The following is a 19983-nucleotide window of genomic DNA, read 5'->3' as shown; positions in this document are numbered from 1 at the left end:
TTTAGAAGGAAATTGACCAAAAAGGAGATAGAAAAATGACTACATTCGCAACAGAATGGGAAAAGCAATTAGAGCTATACCCAGAAGAGTACCGAAAAGCATATCGCCGAGTGAAAAGGGCGAGTGAAATTTTATTACGTGAACCAGAGCCACAAGTAGGATTAACGCCGAAAGAGGTTATTTGGACGAAGAATAAGACGAAGCTTTATCGCTACATTCCAAAACAAGAAAAAACACAAAGAGTCCCAATTCTATTAATATATGCTCTTATTAATAAACCATATATTATGGATTTAACTCCTGGAAATAGTTTAGTGGAATATTTAGTGGACCGTGGTTTTGATGTGTATATGCTTGATTGGGGCACATTTGGTTTAGAAGATAGTCATTTGAAATTTGATGATTTTGTGTTTGATTATATTGCAAAAGCAGTGAAAAAAGTAATGCGAACTGCAAAATCGGACGAGATTTCTTTACTTGGTTATTGCATGGGGGGAACGCTAACTTCTATTTATGCGGCACTTCATCCGCACATGCCAATTCGTAACCTAATCTTTATGACAAGTCCTTTTGATTTCTCTGAAACAGGATTATATGGTCCTTTATTAGATGAGAAATACTTCAATCTAGATAAAGCGGTTGATACATTTGGAAATATTCCGCCAGAAATGATTGATTTCGGAAACAAAATGTTAAAACCAATTACGAACTTTGTTGGTCCATATGTTGCTTTAGTAGATCGTTCAGAGAATGAGCGCTTCGTTGAAAGCTGGAGGTTAGTTCAAAAGTGGGTTGGCGATGGCATTCCGTTCCCAGGTGAATCATACAGACAGTGGATTCGTGATTTTTATCAAAATAATAAATTGGTTAAGGGTGAACTCGTTATTCGCGGACAAAAGGTAGACCTTGCAAATATTAAGGCGAATGTCTTAAATATTTCAGGGAAACGTGATCATATCGCCCTGCCGTGCCAAGTAGAAGCGTTGCTAGATCATATTTCTAGCACAGATAAACAATATGTATGTTTACCAACGGGACATATGTCGATTGTTTACGGTGGAACAGCGGTAAAACAAACGTATCCGACGATTGGAGACTGGCTTGACGAGCGCTCTAAGTAAAAATAAAAAATCCAACTAGCATATGTTAGTTGGATTTTTTTATGTAAAATAACAAAACATAGAAAGGAGAAATTTATATTTTAGGAGTATAATTATGAAGCTTATGATTGGTAAGTTGTTTTGGGATACAGGAGCTTCTATGCCTTGTTATCCATCGTTAGAAAATGATATGATATGTGATGTGCTTGTAGTTGGAAGTGGCGAAGCGGGTGCTCAAATAGCGTATTCGTTAGCGAAAATGGGAATGTGCGTTACACTTATTGAAAAAAATATGATTTCATGTGGCAGCACAGCTGCTAATACAGGGTTATTACAATTTCTTCATGATAAATCGTTAACCTCACTTATCCATACATTTGGCGAAGAAAAAGGGGTGCGAGCATATAAGCTTTGTTACGAAGCGTTACGAACAATGGAGAAAGTTGTACCGACTCTCGATATCGATCCCCAGTTTATTCCGCGAAACAGTTTATATTATGCAAGTAAAAGTGAAGATGTCTCATTTTTACAAGAGGAATACAAAACGTTACAGAATTATGAGTTTCCAGTTGAGTATTTTACAGCATCTGATATTAAGGAACGGTATCCTTTTACAAAACAAGCGGCATTATATACACACGGTGATGCTGAGGTAAATCCGTATTTATTAGCGCATAGCCTTTTGCATAAAGCAAATCAAATGGGTGCTACTATATATGAACATACAGAGGCCATACATATAAAAAAACGTCAAAATGATTTAATTTGTTATACGAAAACAGGAAATCAAATTGTAGCAAAGAATATTATTATGGCGACGGGTTATGAAGCACTTTTTGGAAAGAAAGAAAAAAATACAATAGTAGAAACTTCTTATGCAATTGTAACAAATGAAATAGATCAGTTTGAAGGTTGGTATGAGCGATCATTAATTTGGGAAACAGCACGGCCGTATTTATATTTTCGAACGTATAAAAACCGTATTATTGTAGGCGGATTAGATGAAGCAATGCAAATTCAAACAATCGGTGATACGAAATTATTGCATAAGCGTGATGTCCTTATTAACATTATAAAAGAGATGTTCCCGCAGTATAAAGATATACAGGCAGACTACTATTGGGCGGCAGCATTTGGCGGTAGTCATGATGGTCTCCCTATTTTAAAAGAAGATAATAAGATACATAATTTATTTTATGCATTGCCATATGGAGGTAATGGAACTGTGTATGGAATGGTATTTGCTAAAATATTTGAGCAGTTATTTACAAATAAAGAAAGTAAAGATTTTTCTTTATTTAATCGATAGAAAAAAGGTAGCGAAGTGATGGAATGAGAGATATAAAAAAGTTTTTACAAAAATTACGCCCTGTACAACTCATTGTTCTGTTTTATTTATTAGCGGTAGTTGTATCGGTGATATTGCTTAGTTTACCGTTTGTTACGAAGCCTGGTGTCAAATGGACATTTATAGATGCACTTTTTACATCGGTTAGTGCGGTAAGTGTTACGGGCCTGTCTGTTGTTACGATTTCAGATACATTTACTACGGCAGGAATTATTATTTTAGCCCTTATTTTACAATTGGGCGGTTTAGGAATTATGGCGTTAGGTACATTCGTTTGGATTATAACAGGAAAAAAGATTGGTTTGCAGAGAAGAAGACTCATTATGGCAGACCATAATCAAGGGAATTTATCAGGTCTTGTAGAATTGATGCGTTCTATTTTAATTGTAATTATTTCAATAGAGCTTATTGGAGCAATATTATTAGGTACAAGATTCTTACTTTACTTTCCAACTTGGCAAGAAGCTTATTTTCACGGTTTTTTTGCAGCTGTTAGTGCAACTACGAACGGCGGATTTGATTTAACAGGACAATCGCTAATTCCGTATAAAAAAGATTACATTGTTCAAATGATTCATATGTTACTTATTATTTTAGGAGCAATCGGCTTCCCTGTATTAATGGAAGTGAAACAATTCCTTAGTAAAAGGAGACAGCAACTATTTCGTTTTTCGCTATTTACAAAATTGACGACAACAACATTTTTTGCGCTCGTGGTCGTTGGAACGATTATGATTTTTTTACTAGAACGAAATCATTTTTTAGCAGGAAAGTCATGGCATGAAACAGTTTTCTATACACTATTCCAATCTGTGACGACGCGAAGCGGGGGACTTGCTACAATGGATATACTTGAATTGTCACAACCGACGCTTTTATTTATGAGTATATTAATGTTTATAGGAGCATCTCCAAGTTCGGTTGGGGGCGGGATACGTACAACGACATTTGCTGTTAGTATATTGTCACTATACACTTTTGCAAGAGGCGGGAGAACGGTTAGAGTCTTCAAACGTCAGCTACATGAAGAGGACGTGCTGAAAGCATCTGTTGTTATGACAATGGGGATTTTATTATGTGCCACAGCACTATTTATTTTATCTATTACGGAAAATGTACCGCTTATGAGTTTAATTGTTGAAGTCTGTTCTGCTTTCGGGACGACAGGACTATCGACAGGTATTACGCCAGATTTAACAACTGTTGGTAAACTTGTACTCATTGTACTTATGTTTATCGGGCGTGTCGGTATTTTAACATTTATACTAGCTAGTGGCGGAAGAGAACAGCCACCTCGCTATAAATATCCGAAAGAGAGAATTATTATTGGATAGTATGAAACCATTCTACCTAACATAGGTAGAATGGTTTTTTAGTCATTAATGCCAAATTGCGGATGCATAAAAGTATCCTTCTTATTATCTCCTTCTTTTTTTAGTAACTCTTGATTTTCTTCTGAAATCCAACCAATATCATTTGTAGGATGGATCCATTCTTCTCCAGCCATAATGGCAGGATCTACATCATCACTCCAATTGTGAAGTGGACTGTTCTCGGAATCATATTTACTGTCTCCGATTACGACGTCATATTGATTTATGAAAGGTTGTTGCATCTTCTTTCCTGTTCCTTTAAAAGATGGGAAATTCATTTGATGCGGGAGCGTTTCATCTAAAATGGGTGACTGGATTTTATCTTTCTTCTTCAAAATAAGAGCTCCTTTTTATTATGATTTTTTCATATGTAGTATTTCCATCTAGCAGTTCTTATGTACTTGTTAACACTTGCCAGTAATAATTATTTTAGCTTGCTTCAAACTAGAGTAGAAAGTGAATTTTTGAGAGCAGGTGAATGTATTGGTAAAAAGAAAAGTGAAACAAAATGCGGCAATCAACAATAATAAAACTCCGAAAGAAAGCTTACCAGATGCAGAATTTGCATTAGAGTATGAAGGAGAAAATAGCGCGAAGTATGCAAATCGTAATTCAAAAAAAGGTAAACAAAAGTGAGGCGTTTTTTACAAACGCCTCATTTTTTTGTGGGATTATAAAGGTTTTTTTAATTATTTGTAAATTTAGTGTTCATTATTAGCAGAAAAATGCGAAAAAACATAGAAGTAGCAACGTATTACACAAAAACAAACAACAAACAAAAGATTAATGTTGGTTTAATACTGCTTTTACACTAGTTGTTTATATTTGAGTTGTACATAAGATTTGTAAAAGGAGAGAGAGACAGTGAAAAAAACAATCTTTAAAGCTGTAGCAACTGGAATGGTATTTTCGTTATTAATGGGGTGTGGTGCAAAGAAAGAAGAAAGTGCTGGGGCAAAAGTAAAAGATGATAAATTATCTGGATCATTAACTGTTTACACAGCAATTGAAGAAGAACTTGTACCAATTTATCTTGATTCTTTTAAAAAGAAATATCCAGATGTGAAGCTGAATATTGTTCGTGATTCAACTGGAGTTATTACAGCAAAATTGCTAGCTGAAGGAAAAAATACACAAGCAGATGTTGTATGGGGAACTGCAGCTTCAAGTCTATTAGCTTTAGATAAAAAAGATATGTTAAAAGGATACTCTCCAAAAGGAGCGGATCGCGTTTTACCGCAATTTAAAGATGATAAACAACCAGAAAAATGGGTAGGAAATACTGCATTTATGACGGGGATTGCTATAAATAAAGAAGAATTAAAGAAGAAAAATTTACCGATGCCAGAATCATACGAAGACTTAACGAAACCAGAGTATAAAGGAACGCTTGTTATGCCGCATCCAGCATCTTCTGGAACAGGATTTTTAACAGTTTCTGCATGGTTACAAATTATGGGTGAAGATAAAGGCTGGGATTACATGAAGAAACTTCATGATAATATGGCAACTTATACTCATTCAGGTTCAAAACCAGCGAAATTAGCGGGGGCGGGTGAATATCCAGTTGGTGTATCGATGGTTTATAGTGCTTTGAAAGAGAAACAAAAAGGTGCACCAGTTGAAGTTGTATTGCCAAAAGAAGGATTAGGTTGGGAAGTAGAAGCGAACGCACTTATTAAAAAAGATAATGAAAAAAATGAAAAATTAGCGCAAGCATTTTTAGATTGGGCAATTACTGATGATGTAATGAAGTTATACTTCGAGAAAAATGGATTTGCGACAATTAAAAATGATTATAAACTTCCAGACGGATTCCCTAAAGATGTGACGGAAAAGTTATACAAAAAGAACGACTTTAAGTGGGCAGCAGAAAATCGTGACAAAATTTTAGAAAAATGGGAAAAAGAGTTTGGCCAAAAAGCAGAACCGAAAAAGTAAGTGAGTGGGAGAGAGGAAAAATGAGCGAATATTTATCAATTCAACACATTCAAAAACAGTTTGATGCATTTACAGCGTTAAAAGATATTTCTTTTACTGTGAAAAAAAATGAGTTTGTATGTTTATTAGGCCCAAGTGGTTGTGGGAAAACAACATTGCTTCGAATTTTAGCAGGGCTAGAAGAGGCGACAACAGGTAGTATAGCTGTGAATGGAAAAGATATTACAGCATTACCTCCTGGAAAGAGGAATTTCGGAATGGTGTTTCAATCCTATGCGTTATTTCCGAATTTAACAGCACTTGAAAACATTGAATACGGCTTAAAGACAAAAAAGTATGGAAAAGCAGAAGTAAAAGAGAAGGCGCTATCGGCGTTAGAACTAGTTGATTTACTGAATGTAAAAGATAAATATCCTGCTCAAATGTCTGGTGGACAACAGCAGCGAGTAGCACTTGCACGTGCACTCGCTCTGTCTCCGGATATTTTGTTACTCGATGAGCCGTTATCTGCTTTAGATGCAAAAGTACGTGAAAAGTTACGTAGAGAAATGCGTGATTTGCAAGAAAAAGTAGGAGTGACAACTATTATGGTCACGCATGATCAAGAAGAGGCATTAACGATGGCTGATAAAATTGTTGTAATGAATCATGCGGAAATTATGCAGATTGGCACACCAGAGGAGATTTACCAAAGACCAGCCAATCCGTTTGTGGCAGATTTTATTGGTTCTATTAATTTCTTTTCGAAAAATAACGAAGAACATGCAATTCGTCCGGAACATGTAACAGTCGTACAAAATAATGGTATGAAAACAATTGTAGAAAGCATGGAGTTTCGCGGATCTGTATACCGGACAGAAGTGCGCGTTATAGATGAGAAAACGCATCTATATAATGAGAAAATCGTTGTAGATATATTGGCATCAGAAGTAGAAAAAACAGCTATTAGGAAAGGAAAGCCAATTCAAATCTCTTTCTCAGAAAATCATATGTTGTCATATGGAAAGAAGGTTGTTGTATAGATGGAGATGTTAGAAAATTTAAAGGTAGAAAGTACGAAAAAAAAGATTAAGAGACGTATCGGTAAAGAAGAATGGGTACAAAGACTATTAATTATTGGTATGATTCTTGCTTTTTTGATTATGCTTGTATTGCCACTATTACAATTGTTTACACAAGCTTTTTATGATAAAGATGGAGCTTTCATTGGTGTTGCGAATTTCAGTAAATATTTCACAACCCCAACATTAGTTCAATCATTACAAAATACGATATGGATTTCGGGCGCGACAACAATTATTGCAGTGACACTTGCTTTCGCTTACGCCTATGCGATCGCTCGTACGAATGTATTTGGAAAGCGTGTATTTCAATATGTCGCGTTGTTACCATTATTCGCACCAACGATGATGCATGGTATCGCACTTACATATTTATTTGGTAATCAAGGATTAGTAACGAAAGGGATGTTTGGTTTATTTGAAGGTATACAAATCCCTTTATATGGACCAGTAGGAATTGTAATGGCTGAAGTCATGTATACATTTCCGCAAGCATTTCTTATATTATTAATTGCTTTCCAAGGTTCTGATTATCGTTTATACGAAGCTTCTAATATGTTGGGAGCGAGTAAAACAAAGCAATTTCTCACTGTTACTTTACCTAGTGTAAAGTATGGATTAATTAGTGCGATGTTTGTTGTGTTTACACTTAGTTTTACTGATTTTGGCGCACCAAAAATTGTTGGTGGGCAATATAATGTACTTGCTACTGATGTATACAAACAAGTAATTGGGCAACAAAATATGCCGATGGGTGCAACTGTCGGAATGATTTTATTAATCCCGGCTATATTTGCGTTTGCAGTTGATCGTATTACGCAAAGAAAGCAGGCGAATTTCTTATCTTCAAAAGCGGTGCCATATAGAATAACTGCTAATAAGAAAAGAGATGTAGTCTCATTCATATATTGTAGTGTGATTACACTTATGATTATTCTTTTATTTGTGGCAGTTGGTATTGCGGCAAGTGTGAAGGTATGGCCATATAATATGAGTTTTACATTTGAGCATTTTAATTTTTCGAGTTTAACAGGTGATGGACTTGAAGCATTTAAAAATAGTGTAATTGTCTCAGCAGTTACAGCAGTTATTGGGGCAATTTTAACATTTATGTTCGCATATGCGATTGAAAAAATAGATCAGCTAAAGTTTTTCCGAAAAACAGGCTACTTTTTCTCAATCGTACCCTTAGCAATCCCAGGTTTAGTACTTGGATTGGGATACGTCTCTTTCTTTAGTCAACCAACGATTCAAATACTTGGACTTTCAGTAACGAATCCGTTTCATTCTTTATATGGAACAATCGCTGTGTTAGTACTAGTAAACATCATTCATTTTTATTCGGTAACATTCGTTACCGCAACGACTGCTTTAAAGAAATTGGACCGAGAGTTTGAGCTTGTTTCGCAGTCGATGGGTATTCCGTTTTATAAAACATTCTTTAGAGTAACAGTACCAATGTGTTTACCAGCAATTTTAGAAATGGTCATGTACTATTTCGTAAATTCGATGGTAACTGTGTCAGCGGTTGTATTCTTATACGCAGCTGATTTTAAACTAGCGGCCGTATCAATCGTAAATATGGATGATGCAGGAAATGTAGCGCCAGCAGCTGCAATGAGTGTACTTATTGTTGTTACAAATATTGTAGTAAGAGTTGTATATGAATGGGGAACGAAAGCACTTCGTAACCGAACTTCACAATGGCAAAAAAGATAAGTGAGAAGGGTGATGGATTGAATGAAAATAGAAGCAGTTATTTTTGATTGGGCAGGTACGACAGTTGATTACGGATGTTTTGCACCACTGGAAGTATTCATAAAAATTTTTCGTAAACGTGGTGTTAAAATTACAGATGAAGAAGCCCGTAAACCGATGGGATTATTAAAGATCGATCATGTAAGGGCACTAACAGAAATGCCTCGTATTGCGAATGAGTGGGAGCGTGTTTTTGGACATTTACCAACAGAAGCAGACATTCACGAGATGTATGAAGAGTTTGAAGAAATACTCTTTACTATTTTGCCACACTATGCCACGCCAATTGATGGGGTGAAAGAAGTGGTTGCTTCATTACGTAAAAGAGGCCTTAAAATTGGCTCAACAACTGGTTATACGAGAGAAATGATGGACATCGTTGCAAAAGAAGCAGAAATACAAGGATATAAACCTGATGTTCTTGTGACGCCAGATGATGTTTCAGCAGGCCGTCCGTACCCTTGGATGTGTTATAAAAATGCGATGGAACTTGGTGTGTATCCGATGAATCATATGATAAAAGTCGGGGACACAGTGTCAGATATGAAAGAGGGCAGAAATGCTGGTATGTGGACTGTGGGTGTAATTCTCGGTAGTAGTGAGCTCGGCTTAAGCGAGTGGGCAGCTGAAACTATGGATCCGGTAGAACTTCGTGAAAAAATGGAAGTAGTTCGAAAGCGTTTCGTTGAAAACGGGGCTCATTTTACAATTGAAACGATGCAGGGACTCGAAAACGTAATTGAACAGATCGAGAAACAAGAATTTATTATTTCATAAAAGGGGAATAGGATCATGACTGAAAATCACTACTTATTATTAACGCCAGGACCATTAACGACAACAAAATCAGTAAAAGAAGTTATGCTATACGATTGGTGTACGTGGGATGTTGAATATAATACGATGGTGCAAGAAGTAAGAGCTAAACTTGTATCGTTAGCGACGAAGGAAGAAGAGAGATATACAACAGTGTTAATGCAAGGAAGCGGTACGTTTTCAGTTGAAGCAGTAATTGGTTCTGTTATTCCGGCAAATGGGAAGCTGCTCGTTTGTACAAATGGTGCGTACGGTAAGCGAATTGTACAAATGGCAGAGATGTTACATATAGATGTGGTGGTCAGTCAAACAGAAGAGTGGGAGCCTACTAATATTGTAGAAGTAGAAAAGATATTACAACAAGATAAAGATATTACACATATTGCAGTTGTTCATTGTGAAACAACAACAGGCATTATTAATCCAATTGTAGACGTATGTAAATTAGGGAAGCAATACGGAAAAGTAACACTAGTTGATGCAATGAGTAGTTTTGGTGGTATTGAAATAGATATCGCTGAGTTGCAAATTGACTTTCTAATTAGTAGTGCGAATAAATGTATTCAAGGGGTTCCAGGGTTCGGATTTGTTATCGCAAAGCGCGATGAATTGTTGAAATGTAAAGGGCAGGCACGTTCATTATCTTTAGATTTATACGATCAATGGGAAACGATGGAAAATCAAAATGGAAAATGGCGTTTTACATCACCTACACATGTTGTACACGCTTTTTATCAAGCACTACTTGAATTAGAAAAAGAGGGCGGAGTAAGAGCGCGTTACAATCGATATGATAACAATCAAAAACTATTAGTGAATCGAATGAGAGAAATCGGATTTAAGCCACTAGTAGATGAAAAATATCAATCGCCTATTATTACATCTTTCATTTATCCAGAAGAATGGTTTGATTTTGAGCAATTATACAATGAATTAAAGCGGGATGGATTTGTTATTTATCCTGGGAAAATTTCAAAAGTAGATACATTCCGCATTGGAAATATCGGTGATGTACATGAGGCAGATATTCATCGCTTAGTTGATAGTATCGCTAAAGGAGTTGTTATAGGTTGAAAGTATTTTGCTTAGGTGGAGCAGGTAAAATTTGTCGTGAAGCAATTTTAGATTTAGTGCAATTTTCATCTTTTGAGACGATTACAGTAGCAGATTTTAACGAAGAAGAGGGGCTTAAAGTAGTAGAATGGCTCAACGATCCTCGCGTTGATTTTGTGAAAGTAGATGTAACGAATCATGAGGATACGGTTGCAAAAATGAAGGGCTATGACATTGTAATGGATGGTACAACAATTAAGTTAAATGGATTATCTACTCGATGTATTGCAGAAGCAGGTTGTCACGGTGTGAATTTAAATGGATTTGGTGAAGAAAATGATTCGCATTCTATATTTGTTCAAAACGGAAAAACATGTTTACCTGGGTTTGGTATGACGCCAGGTGTAACGCAAATGATGGCGATGCATGCAGCAAATCAGTTACATACTGTAGAGTCAGTTCGTGTAAGTCATGGTTCGTATCGTCCTATTGCTTTTTCTGCATCCATTACAGAAACAACGACATATGAATATGATCCACATTTGCCATCGCGTACAGTGTATGAAGATGGTGAGTTTAAGCAAGTGCCTCCGTTTGCGCGTCCAAGAGAAATTGAATTACCGGCGCCTTATGGTAAGACAACGCAGTATATCATACCGCATTCTGAAACGATTACGTTAGCAAAAGCATTAGAAAATAAAGGCGTTAAACTAATAGAGACGAGAGGAACTTGGCCAAAGCAAAATATGCAGCTCGTACATGCATTGTATGATTACGGTATATTGCGTAATGATCCAGTTGAAATAAATGGAAAAGAAATCGGCATAATGGATTGTATTGCGAAGTATTTATTGCAATCGAAAGAAGGACAAGAAACAGAGATTTACGGTTATGCACTTCATGTAGAAGTAATAGGTATGAAAAATAATGAGAAACTAAGACGTGTATTATATCATACACACCCGTTATCTGATGGATCTGTTGTAGGATGGGAAAAATTAAGAGCTTATACGAGAAACGTCGGTATTCCATTTGGGATTGCTACAGAGCTAATCGCAAATGGGAATGTAAATAAAGTTGGTGTTGTGACACCCGAGGAAGCTTTTGTCAAACCACAAATTATTTTTGATGAACTAAAAAAGCGTGGTATTCATATTCACGAGGAAGTTTTCGTTGAAAAGGAAAGTTATAACTTTGTATAAGTAAGGCAGTGTATGAGGTAGAAATCAATGGGGTGAGGTTATGTCTGTAGTAGGTGAAGAAAGAAAGCGAACCATTCTTGAGAAGGTAGAGTTTAAAGGGAAGGTAAAAGTTTCAGAATTAGCGAGAGAGTTTGCTGTATCAACAGAGACGATTCGTCGTTATTTAGAAGAATTGGATCGTGAAAAGAAGTTGAAGAAAGTGTATGGTGGAGCCGTCCAACTTCCGGGAGCTGGAATAGAGGCACCAATGTTAGAACGAGAGATGCTACATATAGAAGAGAAGAAGCGAATTGGGTATAAAGCAGCAACATTTGTAGAAGATGGAGATGTTATTGCGATTGATGACGGAAGTACACCACTTCAAATGGTACCATATCTTGTACATCGCAAAAATTTAACGATTGTAACAAGTTCATTTCCAGTAGCGACACAATTAATTTCTTCTATTAATAAAAAGATGTTTCACGGTGAAGTTTTATTTATTGGTGGAAAAGTATCTCCAAAACATTCACGCGTATCAGGATCTATTTCGCAGCAAGTAATCCAGCAATTTCATTTTCATAAAGCATTTGTTTCGATTGATGGATTATTACCTGGTTTTGGAGTTTCTAGTTTTGAATTAGAAAAGGCGAAACTGTCAGAAGCGATGATGAAATTAGCGGAAAAAACATATATTCTATGTGATCATACAAAGGTAGGCGTAAAAGGGAATTATCGAATAGCAGCATTTTCCCGTATTCAGCATGTTATTTGTGATAAAAAAATGCCCTATAGTTTTGAAGAGGAAGTTAAAAAACATAATATTCAATGGACAATTTGCTAAATACGTAGAACTCCCACCTGATTGTGAGGTGGGAGTTTTACTGCCTGCAAATAGCGGGATAAAAGATTTGTATTTATGCAAAAAAAGTGGACACATTTTCCCATCTCTTTCATATAATTTACCAATACAAAAAAAGTTGGTCGAAGGAAAGAAGGGGAAGTATGTCAGAACGGATATATAATAAACTTGTATTGTATGCAAATATTTTGCAAAAAATTGGTGTCATCAATGAGAAGGAGAAAAATGAAATTCTTCATACGATAGGTAAAAAAGCTCTTTGAATAAAGGGCTTTTATATTTTTTTCCTTTAAAAATATAAATTTAATGTAATATTCTCGTTGACATCGATAATGATATTCATTATCATTTATTTATGAGTAATTGATAATGTTTATCAATTATAAAGATTATATATGATAGGGGATATTATTTTGAAAAAAAATTATATGAAGGCGCTAGTAGTAGCGACAACATTAGCAATTCCATTTGCTGCATACTCTACTCCAGCGTTAGCAGCAATAAAAATTGAAGCAAACCAATCGGTAGCGGCAGCTAGTGAACGTACATACGATACTGAGATTAAAATATATAAGGATCAAAAAGACGAGCCATCTATGGTTTCTCAATATATAAAAGATCCTAAAGTAACGATTGCGGATGGGAAAAAAATTGTAACTGTAACAATGCAAGATAGCGATTATTTTCAATACCTTAGAATAGAGGATAAAAACCAACCTGGCGTATTTCATGATGTGAAAGTTTTGTCAGAAGATAAGAGGAAGAATGGAACGAAAGTAGTTCAATTTGAAATTGGCGAGTTTGAGAAGAAGCACAATATGCAAATGCATATACTTATTCCGGCTATTGGATATGATCACAAATATCAAGTTCAATTTGAAATTAAAGATCCAACTGTAGGTGACAAAGAAACAGAGAAACGAGATGATAACTCTAATTCAGGCAATACGGAAACGGATCATCCAATTGATAATCAAAATATGATAACAGATAACAAATTAAGAGAGCTTGTTAATAAAAAAGTATTTAATAGAAAAGATTTAAATACACCAATCACGAAAGAAGAGTTATTACAAGTAAAGGACTTGTTTTTAAATACGAATGAGATACTGGATTATAGTGCATTAAAATATATGCCAAATTTAAAATCTTTAACAGTTGCGAATGCGAAGATAAAAGATCCATCATTCTTTACGAGCTTAAAACAATTGAAACATTTAGCTTTACGTGGTAATGAATTTTCAGATGTAACACCACTTGTTAAGATGGATAATTTAGATTCTCTTGATTTAAGTAATAATAAAATTACGAACGTTGCACCACTAATTGAGATGAAAAATGTAAAAAGTTTATATTTATCAGGTAACCAAATAGAAGATGTAACAGCATTAGCGAAAATGGAACAACTAGATTACTTGAATTTAGCAAATAATAAAATTACGAATGTTGCGCCATTAAGCGCGTTGAAAAATGTAACATATTTAACTTTAGCAGGTAATCAAATTGAAGATATTAAACCGTTATATTCATTACCTTTAAAAGACTTAGTATTAACACGTAATAAAGTAAAAGATTTATCCGGTATTGAGCAAATGAAGCAATTAGAAGAATTGTGGATCGGGAAAAATGAAATAAAAGATGTTACTCCTCTAAGTAAGATGACACAGTTAAAACAATTACACTTACCTAACAATGAGTTAAAGGATATTACTCCATTATCAAGTCTAGTAAGCTTACAAAAGCTTGATTTAGAAGCGAATTATATTTCAGACTTAACACCAGCTAGCAATTTGAAAAAGTTAGTATTCTTAAGTTTTGTTGCAAATGAAATTCGTGATGTTCGACCAGTTATAGAACTAAGTAAAACAGCCTATATCAATGTTCAAAATCAAAAAGTATTTTTAGAGGAAACAGAAGTAAATAAAGAAGTAAAAGTACCTATATACGAGAAAGATGGTAAAATCTCTACAAAAATTCGTTTAAAGAGCGAAGGTGGTACGTATAGTAATGATGCAGTTAAGTGGAGTACACCAGGTGAGAAAGTATATGAATTTGGTGTAAAAGATCCATTTGCGGATACAGGAATCTTCTTCACAGGATCTGTGATTCAAAATGTGGTAGAAAGTAAAGAAGATAACACTTCTAAAGAAGACAATAATTCTAAAGAAGATGAAAAAGTAGGAGTAGTAGAATTTAAAGATGTACCAAAAGGACATTGGTCAGAGGAAGCAATTCATTATTTAGCGAAAGAAAATATTTTTAAGGGATATGGAAATGGACAATTTGGATTTGGGGATCGTATTACTCGTGGACAAGTTGCGTCTTTAGTACAAAGGTATTTGAAATTAGAACATAAAGTAGAGCAGAAAGAGAGATTTACAGATACGAAGGGACATATGTTTGAGCAAGATATTGCTACAGTTGCGCAAGCTGGAATTATGCAAGGAGATGGTACTGGGGAGTTTCGTCCAGATGGAGTATTAACTCGATACGAAATGTCTGTAGTATTATATAAAGTATTTCAGCTAAAAGAAGATGAAAATAATAAAGTGAACTTTAATGATGTACCAACTGGTCATTGGGCAGAAGAATATGTGAAAGCGTTAGCGGACAATAACATATCAAAAGGTGATGGAAAAGGAAACTTTTTAGGTGATGATTTTGTAACACGTGAACAATATGCACAGTTCTTGTATAACGCAATAATGAAATAAAAGATGAGAAAATACGTTATTCTTTGATTGAAAAAGAATAACGTATTTTTTATGTATAAAATGAAATAGTCAATATACAGGAGTATAGACATATGAATAGCCCTTTTTAAAGAAGAGACGTGAAACTATATTGACAAAAAGGCGTTCTCATGTGATAATTCAATTAAATTTTTAGAATAATCAAAAAAATACTCCTTTTACATAGAAAGGATTCGAACATTATATGAATATTACGCCGGGGGTGACGAAATGTTATTTTTTCTAAAGAAATGGAATGAATTAAAAGATGTGAAATCTGAACTAGCACTTCGTGATTGGTTTTATGGTACAAAAATTAGCTTATCACTTTGTACGTCAAAAGAGCCGTTAACTTTTTTAGTAAACGTTGAAGGAAGAGATAAAGGGTTATTTTCAGAAGAAGATTTTATTGTTGTAAACTGTATGTGTGAACCAGTATTTGAAAATGAAGAAAAACCAGCTGCGGAATCATTTATGCATGCAGATATTTATAAAAAAAGTAGTGCAGAATGTATTTTACAAGTACAGACTGTAGATAGTCATTTAATATCAGAGTTGTATGGAGAAAAAGGGGAAGTAACATTCGATAAACGTAGCGTGGAACGTGTTTTTGGAAAAGAAGGTATAACAGAAATGACAATTCCCATTGTAGAAGATGAGAAAAAATTCGCAGATTTATTAGAGAATAATGTGCCGAATTTTATTGAAGGTGGAGGAGTAGTTCTCGTTCATAATTATGGCATGATTGTGTGGGGAAAAACTCCAGAATACGCGAAAAAATGGTTGGAGGGTATAGAATATTTAATGAACTACCATGTAAAATTGTTAATGATAAAAGGTGCAAAGAGCTCTGTTATATGAAATGTTTGTGATGTCGTTACAAGTCAATGAGTAAATGAAAGCGTTTTAAAAATAATTTTACTCATAAAATATAGGTCTCCTTATTATATATAGATTACATGTTGACATGTAAGGAGGAACATATTTTGCGAGTTAAATATCATTTTCTGCCAAAACAGCAAGTAACATTTTGCAAAATGAACGATTCAGGTAAGAAGGCTCTGCAAATTATGAATGAAACGGGATTTCGAGCAATCCCTGTATTAGCAGAAGATGAAAAGAAATTCATGGGGATTATTTATAAAGTGGATCTTTTAGAAAAGAAGTGTAATGGTGGATTAGAGGAATTAAGTACGGAACATATGCTGGAAGATTCCACTGCATTTATTTTTGAAAAGGACTCTTTTTTCAGAGCATTTTATGTTATTCGTCGTTTGCCGTTTTTAGCTGTATTAAATGATTATAATGAATTTGTTGGCATCTTAACTCATTCCAATATATTTGATGTTATTGAGGATTCATTTGGTATGCGGACGGGTGGTTATATATTAACAATTGCAACACAAGATTGTAAGGGAACGATTAAAGAACTTGGGACATTGTTGAAAGCATTTCATATCGGTGGACTATTTACGCTAGATAACGGCGATCAATATATTCGCCGCGTTATTGTCAATATAACAGATGAGTTAAATGAAAAAAGATTAAAGCAATTAATCGAAAAAATAGAGAAAAAAGGATTCAGGGTGAGTCATGTAGATTATATTTAAGATGAAAAGGAAAGGGAGCAATTTGCTATATGCAGATTGCTCTCTTTTTTAGTTTGAGTCATGAATCTTATTTTGAAACAGGAGGCGGAGATAATGCCAAATCGGATAAAAAAATAAAATCTGCATGTTCACGAATTTTAGGAATAGAGGTTTCTATAACACGTGATGTAATTTCACCTGGAGGCCCAACATGTCCGATAGCTACCATAATCGGTTTTTCTTGAAGTTTTTTAATGAGTAATTGGGCTTGTTTTGAAATATGTGCCGCTGTGTACACGTCATCAAAAAATAATTGATTTTCAATAATTGGTACTCCTAATTCTTTCCCGATTTTTGGGACGACACTCTTAGGATTTGTTTTGCTATCTAAATAAAATAAACCGTGTTTTTTACAAGCTGCAAGTATAAGTCGTACAATTCTTTCGTCTGCAGTCACCTTTGATCCCATATGATTATTCATCCCAATTGCATGTGGTACTTCTTGAATCGCTTGTTCGAGTCGATTATTTATTTCTTCGTCGCTTAAATCAGTTGTAATTGCTTTTGGTCCAAGCCATTCTTTTTTACCTTTAATCGGTTCCATTGGCATATGTATAATAACTTCGTGTCCTTTCTTATGAGCCGCTATCGCATCTTCCTTTGTGGAAGGAAGAAAAGGCATAACAGCAACAGTTAGTGGAATAGGAAGTGATAACATTTTATCAGTTCCTTTCATATTATTGCCGAAGTCATCAATGACAATAGCTACTTTATTTGTATGGGCCTTGGCCTCAATAGGAAACAAGAAGGCTGGTAAAAACATAGTCAAAATAAGCAATGCAATCGTATATTTGCGCATATAACTATTTCCTTTCTATATTATCAATCACCATTATGGTTTGCGTTTTTATATAAATTAAACAAAAAATGTCGAAGAAAAGTATATGGAAAATAGGGAATCCGCTATTTAATTGGTGTTTGTAAAAAAAGGAGATAAAAAAATTGTCTATTATTGCGAATGTATTTACAAAGATAGAATAATTTGTAATAATTCTCAAAGTGAGGGTAAAGATTTGTAAATTACAGGGAGAAAATGTTTAATTTTCTGATTCTTCAAATTCAAATATGATAAACAGTTAAAAGTTCAATGGAGAAGTGAAGTAGAGAGCATGGAAGTATAATAAGGGGGATATGAATGTTTACTGTAAAAAGGAAGTACACATTAGAAAAGCTTTCACGTGATATTCATATGAAACGTGAAGAGATGATTCAATTAGGTTTAACGAGTGGGTTAAATAGTACGGAGACGATTCAAGTTAGTCAAGAATTGGACAAGCTTATTTTACAGTACCAGTGTTATAAAGAAAAACAAACACCAAAATGGTTATCAATTATAAAGGTACCTATTTTTCAAATTGGGTATGAAGGGAAATCAAGTAATTTTTGGCGAATGCTTGTGGCTGGTTTTATGAAATAAGTATAATTACCCTTTAGGGATAAGGATAATTATACTATGTGTAACGGAATTTCGATATGAACTGTCGTTCCTTCGTTTTCTATACTGTTAATAAAAATATGCCCGTTGTACATCTCTATAATTCGTTTACATATGACAAGTCCAAGACCTGTTCCAGTATCTTTATTAGTAAAGAACGGATGAAAGAGGTGTTTTTGAATATGTTTTGGAATTCCTTTTCCAGTATCTATAATTTGCAATTGTGCGTGTGTTTCATTGTTTGTTACGAAAATAGTTAGTGTATCGCCAAAAGTCATAGCTTCAATTGCATTTTTTGTAATGTTTAAAACCACTTGTTTCATATGGTCTTTCGAGCATCGGATATGAACAGGACGGTCTGGCAAATGTAAATGGAATACAATATTATGTAGATTCGCCTCAGATTGAATAATTAATGCTACCTCATTTAGAATGGTTCTCACATCATATGTTTGTTCAATGATTGCAGTTGGCTTTCCAAGAATAAGAAATTCACTTACAATTTCATTAATTCGTTCTATTTCTTGTTCGATGATGGAAAAATAGAACTGATCTTGTTCATCTTTATATTTCTCTTTTAATAGAGCGACGAGCCCTTTAATTCCGGTAAGTGGATTACGGATTTCGTGGGCGGTACTAGCTGCAAAAGTTCCAACTAATTCAATTTTTTGTAGTTCATTTTGTTGTCTTTCTAGTTTTGTTTGTCGTTTTAACAACATATATTGAGCGAGTAAAAATAAAATTGACATTAAAAATAAAGTAGCTATACATTCTACGGCAACCCACTGGTTTAAAGTTTTTTGATGAATAGGTAACGGAGAAACAGAGACCTTCCAATCTAATCTTTGGAGTGGAGTAGTAAGCATATTAGAATGTGCATCACTTGTTTCGTTATTATCATCGGTTAGAAAAACTACATCATACTTATCAGTTACTTCAAAATGGTATTGTGGCTTAATGGCATTTAAAGATGATGAAATGTAGTCAAAGCGTAAACTTGCTAACAATAAGCCTGAGAGCTCCTTCTGTTTATTAAAAATGGGGGAAGCAATCATAATAGCTTGATGGCCAAGAACACGATCTGTAATGACGGATGATACAGTTGTTTTCTTAGTTTGTAATGCGTTTTGAATATATTTACGATCTGAGACATCAACAGGTGGTTGGTCACCTTCCGATGCGATTGTAATGATACCTTCTGGTGTAGCGTAATATAGACCAGAAAAACGTGCATCGTTTCCATCTGTATCATGTACAATTTCTTTCATCCCATTAATATTTCCAGTCTCGGTTCCTACGACCTTTGCGAGCATTTCTAGGGCAGAAATTGCTTCGCCAAGGTGGTGATCTAAATAGTCTCTATATAAAAAGAGAACCGTATGGGCAACTTGTTTATTTTCTTGTTTCATTTTATACGAATGATATGAATAAAATGTAGCACCAATCCCTGTTGTTGGTAGGATAACAAGCAATATATATAAAACTATGCTGTGGAATTTGAATTTCAAATTTGGTACTCCTTCTTTTTTATTATCATTATATATAAACTATGTTAAAATTGTCATGTTTTTATTCAAGAATCATTCATAATATATTTGGGGAGAGGTAATGAATGAGTGAATACTCATTCGGAATTTATATGAAGTACTATTTTGTTCTTTTTATTACTGAGAA

General features: G+C 34.6%; 18 protein-coding genes. 15 read left to right on the top strand and 3 right to left on the bottom strand.

Annotated elements, in window-relative coordinates:
* Positions 1-35 precede the first annotated feature (35 nt).
* The 3 genes from phaC to ACTFNE_RS16385 all read left to right on the top strand — a co-directional run bounded on the left by phaC (position 36) and on the right by ACTFNE_RS16385 (position 3782).
* Positions 36-1121 carry a class III poly(R)-hydroxyalkanoic acid synthase subunit PhaC gene (phaC, locus tag ACTFNE_RS16395; protein ID WP_000206335.1) on the top strand — a complete coding sequence of 362 codons (1086 nt, stop codon included), beginning with the start codon at positions 36-38 and terminating at the stop codon, positions 1119-1121.
* A 94-nt stretch (positions 1122-1215) separates the two neighbouring features.
* On the top strand, positions 1216-2409 hold the full coding sequence (locus ACTFNE_RS16390; protein ID WP_000772470.1) for an NAD(P)/FAD-dependent oxidoreductase: 1194 nt from the start codon (positions 1216-1218) through the stop codon (positions 2407-2409).
* Positions 2410-2432: 23 nt separating this feature from the next.
* Positions 2433-3782 carry a TrkH family potassium uptake protein gene (locus tag ACTFNE_RS16385; RefSeq protein ID WP_001204709.1) on the top strand — a complete coding sequence of 450 codons (1350 nt, stop codon included), beginning with the start codon at positions 2433-2435 and terminating at the stop codon, positions 3780-3782.
* A gap of 38 nt (positions 3783-3820) precedes the next feature.
* Here the strand turns inward: ACTFNE_RS16385 and ACTFNE_RS16380 are convergent, their stop codons facing one another.
* The gene (locus ACTFNE_RS16380; protein ID WP_000725962.1) at positions 3821-4156 is read right to left on the bottom strand and encodes a DUF3905 domain-containing protein; all 336 of its coding nucleotides are present in this window, start codon (positions 4154-4156) and stop codon (positions 3821-3823) included.
* A gap of 148 nt (positions 4157-4304) precedes the next feature.
* Between ACTFNE_RS16380 and ACTFNE_RS16375 the strand changes: the two genes are divergently transcribed.
* From ACTFNE_RS16375 to cbpA, 11 genes are all read left to right on the top strand, one after another.
* Complete coding sequence (locus tag ACTFNE_RS16375) at positions 4305-4457, top strand: hypothetical protein (RefSeq protein ID WP_000240799.1); 153 nt, start codon at positions 4305-4307, stop codon at positions 4455-4457.
* Between the two features lie 228 nt (positions 4458-4685).
* Positions 4686-5762, top strand: coding sequence for a putative 2-aminoethylphosphonate ABC transporter substrate-binding protein (locus ACTFNE_RS16370; protein WP_000750888.1), 1077 nt, complete (start codon positions 4686-4688; stop codon positions 5760-5762).
* Positions 5763-5782: 20 nt separating this feature from the next.
* Positions 5783-6784, top strand: a complete 1002-nt coding sequence (locus ACTFNE_RS16365) for a putative 2-aminoethylphosphonate ABC transporter ATP-binding protein (protein ID WP_000006186.1) — start codon at positions 5783-5785, stop codon at positions 6782-6784.
* Positions 6785-8542, top strand: coding sequence for a putative 2-aminoethylphosphonate ABC transporter permease subunit (locus ACTFNE_RS16360; RefSeq protein ID WP_439998184.1), 1758 nt, complete (start codon positions 6785-6787; stop codon positions 8540-8542). It abuts the gene before it with no gap.
* 21 nt (positions 8543-8563) lie between these two features.
* Positions 8564-9358 (top strand): phosphonoacetaldehyde hydrolase, encoded by a 795-nt coding sequence (gene phnX / locus ACTFNE_RS16355; protein WP_000687359.1) that lies wholly within the window; start codon positions 8564-8566, stop codon positions 9356-9358.
* Positions 9359-9373: 15 nt separating this feature from the next.
* Entirely contained in the window at positions 9374-10471 is a 1098-nt protein-coding gene (phnW, locus tag ACTFNE_RS16350; protein WP_270706061.1) for a 2-aminoethylphosphonate--pyruvate transaminase, read from the top strand.
* Positions 10468-11652: a saccharopine dehydrogenase family protein gene (locus ACTFNE_RS16345; protein ID WP_270706060.1), complete on the top strand. Its 1185-nt coding sequence runs from the start codon at positions 10468-10470 to the stop codon at positions 11650-11652. Before phnW ends, ACTFNE_RS16345 begins: the two co-directional genes overlap by 4 nt.
* A 40-nt stretch (positions 11653-11692) precedes the next feature.
* Positions 11693-12475, top strand: coding sequence for a DeoR/GlpR family DNA-binding transcription regulator (locus ACTFNE_RS16340; RefSeq protein WP_000117661.1), 783 nt, complete (start codon positions 11693-11695; stop codon positions 12473-12475).
* 413 nt (positions 12476-12888) lie between these two features.
* Entirely contained in the window at positions 12889-15207 is a 2319-nt protein-coding gene (locus ACTFNE_RS16335) for an NEAT domain-containing leucine-rich repeat protein (protein WP_270706059.1), read from the top strand.
* Between the two features lie 249 nt (positions 15208-15456).
* Positions 15457-16086: a class II aldolase/adducin family protein gene (locus ACTFNE_RS16330; protein ID WP_000895995.1), complete on the top strand. Its 630-nt coding sequence runs from the start codon at positions 15457-15459 to the stop codon at positions 16084-16086.
* 125 nt (positions 16087-16211) lie between these two features.
* A complete protein-coding gene (gene cbpA, locus ACTFNE_RS16325; protein ID WP_001264219.1) occupies positions 16212-16835 on the top strand; it encodes a cyclic di-AMP binding protein CbpA in 624 nt (207 codons plus the stop codon).
* Positions 16836-16902: 67 nt separating this feature from the next.
* Here the strand turns inward: cbpA and ACTFNE_RS16320 are convergent, their stop codons facing one another.
* Positions 16903-17673, bottom strand: a complete 771-nt coding sequence (locus tag ACTFNE_RS16320; RefSeq protein ID WP_001234121.1) for a divergent polysaccharide deacetylase family protein — start codon at positions 17671-17673, stop codon at positions 16903-16905.
* Positions 17674-18009: 336 nt separating this feature from the next.
* Here ACTFNE_RS16320 and ACTFNE_RS16315 point away from each other — a divergent pair, with 336 nt between their 5' ends.
* Positions 18010-18291, top strand: coding sequence for an aspartyl-phosphate phosphatase Spo0E family protein (locus ACTFNE_RS16315; RefSeq protein ID WP_000495540.1), 282 nt, complete (start codon positions 18010-18012; stop codon positions 18289-18291).
* 29 nt (positions 18292-18320) lie between these two features.
* On the opposite strand, the gene ACTFNE_RS16310 is transcribed toward ACTFNE_RS16315, so the two are convergent.
* The gene (locus ACTFNE_RS16310; RefSeq protein ID WP_076874032.1) at positions 18321-19817 is read right to left on the bottom strand and encodes a DUF3149 domain-containing protein; all 1497 of its coding nucleotides are present in this window, start codon (positions 19815-19817) and stop codon (positions 18321-18323) included.
* Positions 19818-19983: the final 166 nt, after the last annotated feature.

Source organism: Bacillus cereus group sp. MYBKT111-2, from assembly GCF_051915205.1.
Classification (GTDB): domain Bacteria; phylum Bacillota; class Bacilli; order Bacillales; family Bacillaceae_G; genus Bacillus_A; species Bacillus_A paranthracis.
This window is presented reverse-complemented; position numbering and strand designations above follow the sequence as displayed.

Coding starts and splice junctions, on each gene's coding strand:
- phaC (WP_000206335.1), top strand. CDS start 36: ATGACTACATTCGCAACAGAATGGGAAAAGCAATTAGAGCTATACCCA.
- ACTFNE_RS16390 (WP_000772470.1), top strand. CDS start 1,216: ATGAAGCTTATGATTGGTAAGTTGTTTTGGGATACAGGAGCTTCTATG.
- ACTFNE_RS16385 (WP_001204709.1), top strand. CDS start 2,433: ATGAGAGATATAAAAAAGTTTTTACAAAAATTACGCCCTGTACAACTC.
- ACTFNE_RS16365 (WP_000006186.1), top strand. CDS start 5,783: ATGAGCGAATATTTATCAATTCAACACATTCAAAAACAGTTTGATGCA.
- ACTFNE_RS16360 (WP_439998184.1), top strand. CDS start 6,785: ATGGAGATGTTAGAAAATTTAAAGGTAGAAAGTACGAAAAAAAAGATT.
- phnX (WP_000687359.1), top strand. CDS start 8,564: ATGAAAATAGAAGCAGTTATTTTTGATTGGGCAGGTACGACAGTTGAT.
- phnW (WP_270706061.1), top strand. CDS start 9,374: ATGACTGAAAATCACTACTTATTATTAACGCCAGGACCATTAACGACA.
- ACTFNE_RS16340 (WP_000117661.1), top strand. CDS start 11,693: ATGTCTGTAGTAGGTGAAGAAAGAAAGCGAACCATTCTTGAGAAGGTA.
- ACTFNE_RS16335 (WP_270706059.1), top strand. CDS start 12,889: ATGATAGGGGATATTATTTTGAAAAAAAATTATATGAAGGCGCTAGTA.
- ACTFNE_RS16330 (WP_000895995.1), top strand. CDS start 15,457: ATGTTATTTTTTCTAAAGAAATGGAATGAATTAAAAGATGTGAAATCT.
- ACTFNE_RS16320 (WP_001234121.1), bottom strand. CDS start 17,673: ATGCGCAAATATACGATTGCATTGCTTATTTTGACTATGTTTTTACCA.
- ACTFNE_RS16315 (WP_000495540.1), top strand. CDS start 18,010: ATGTTTACTGTAAAAAGGAAGTACACATTAGAAAAGCTTTCACGTGAT.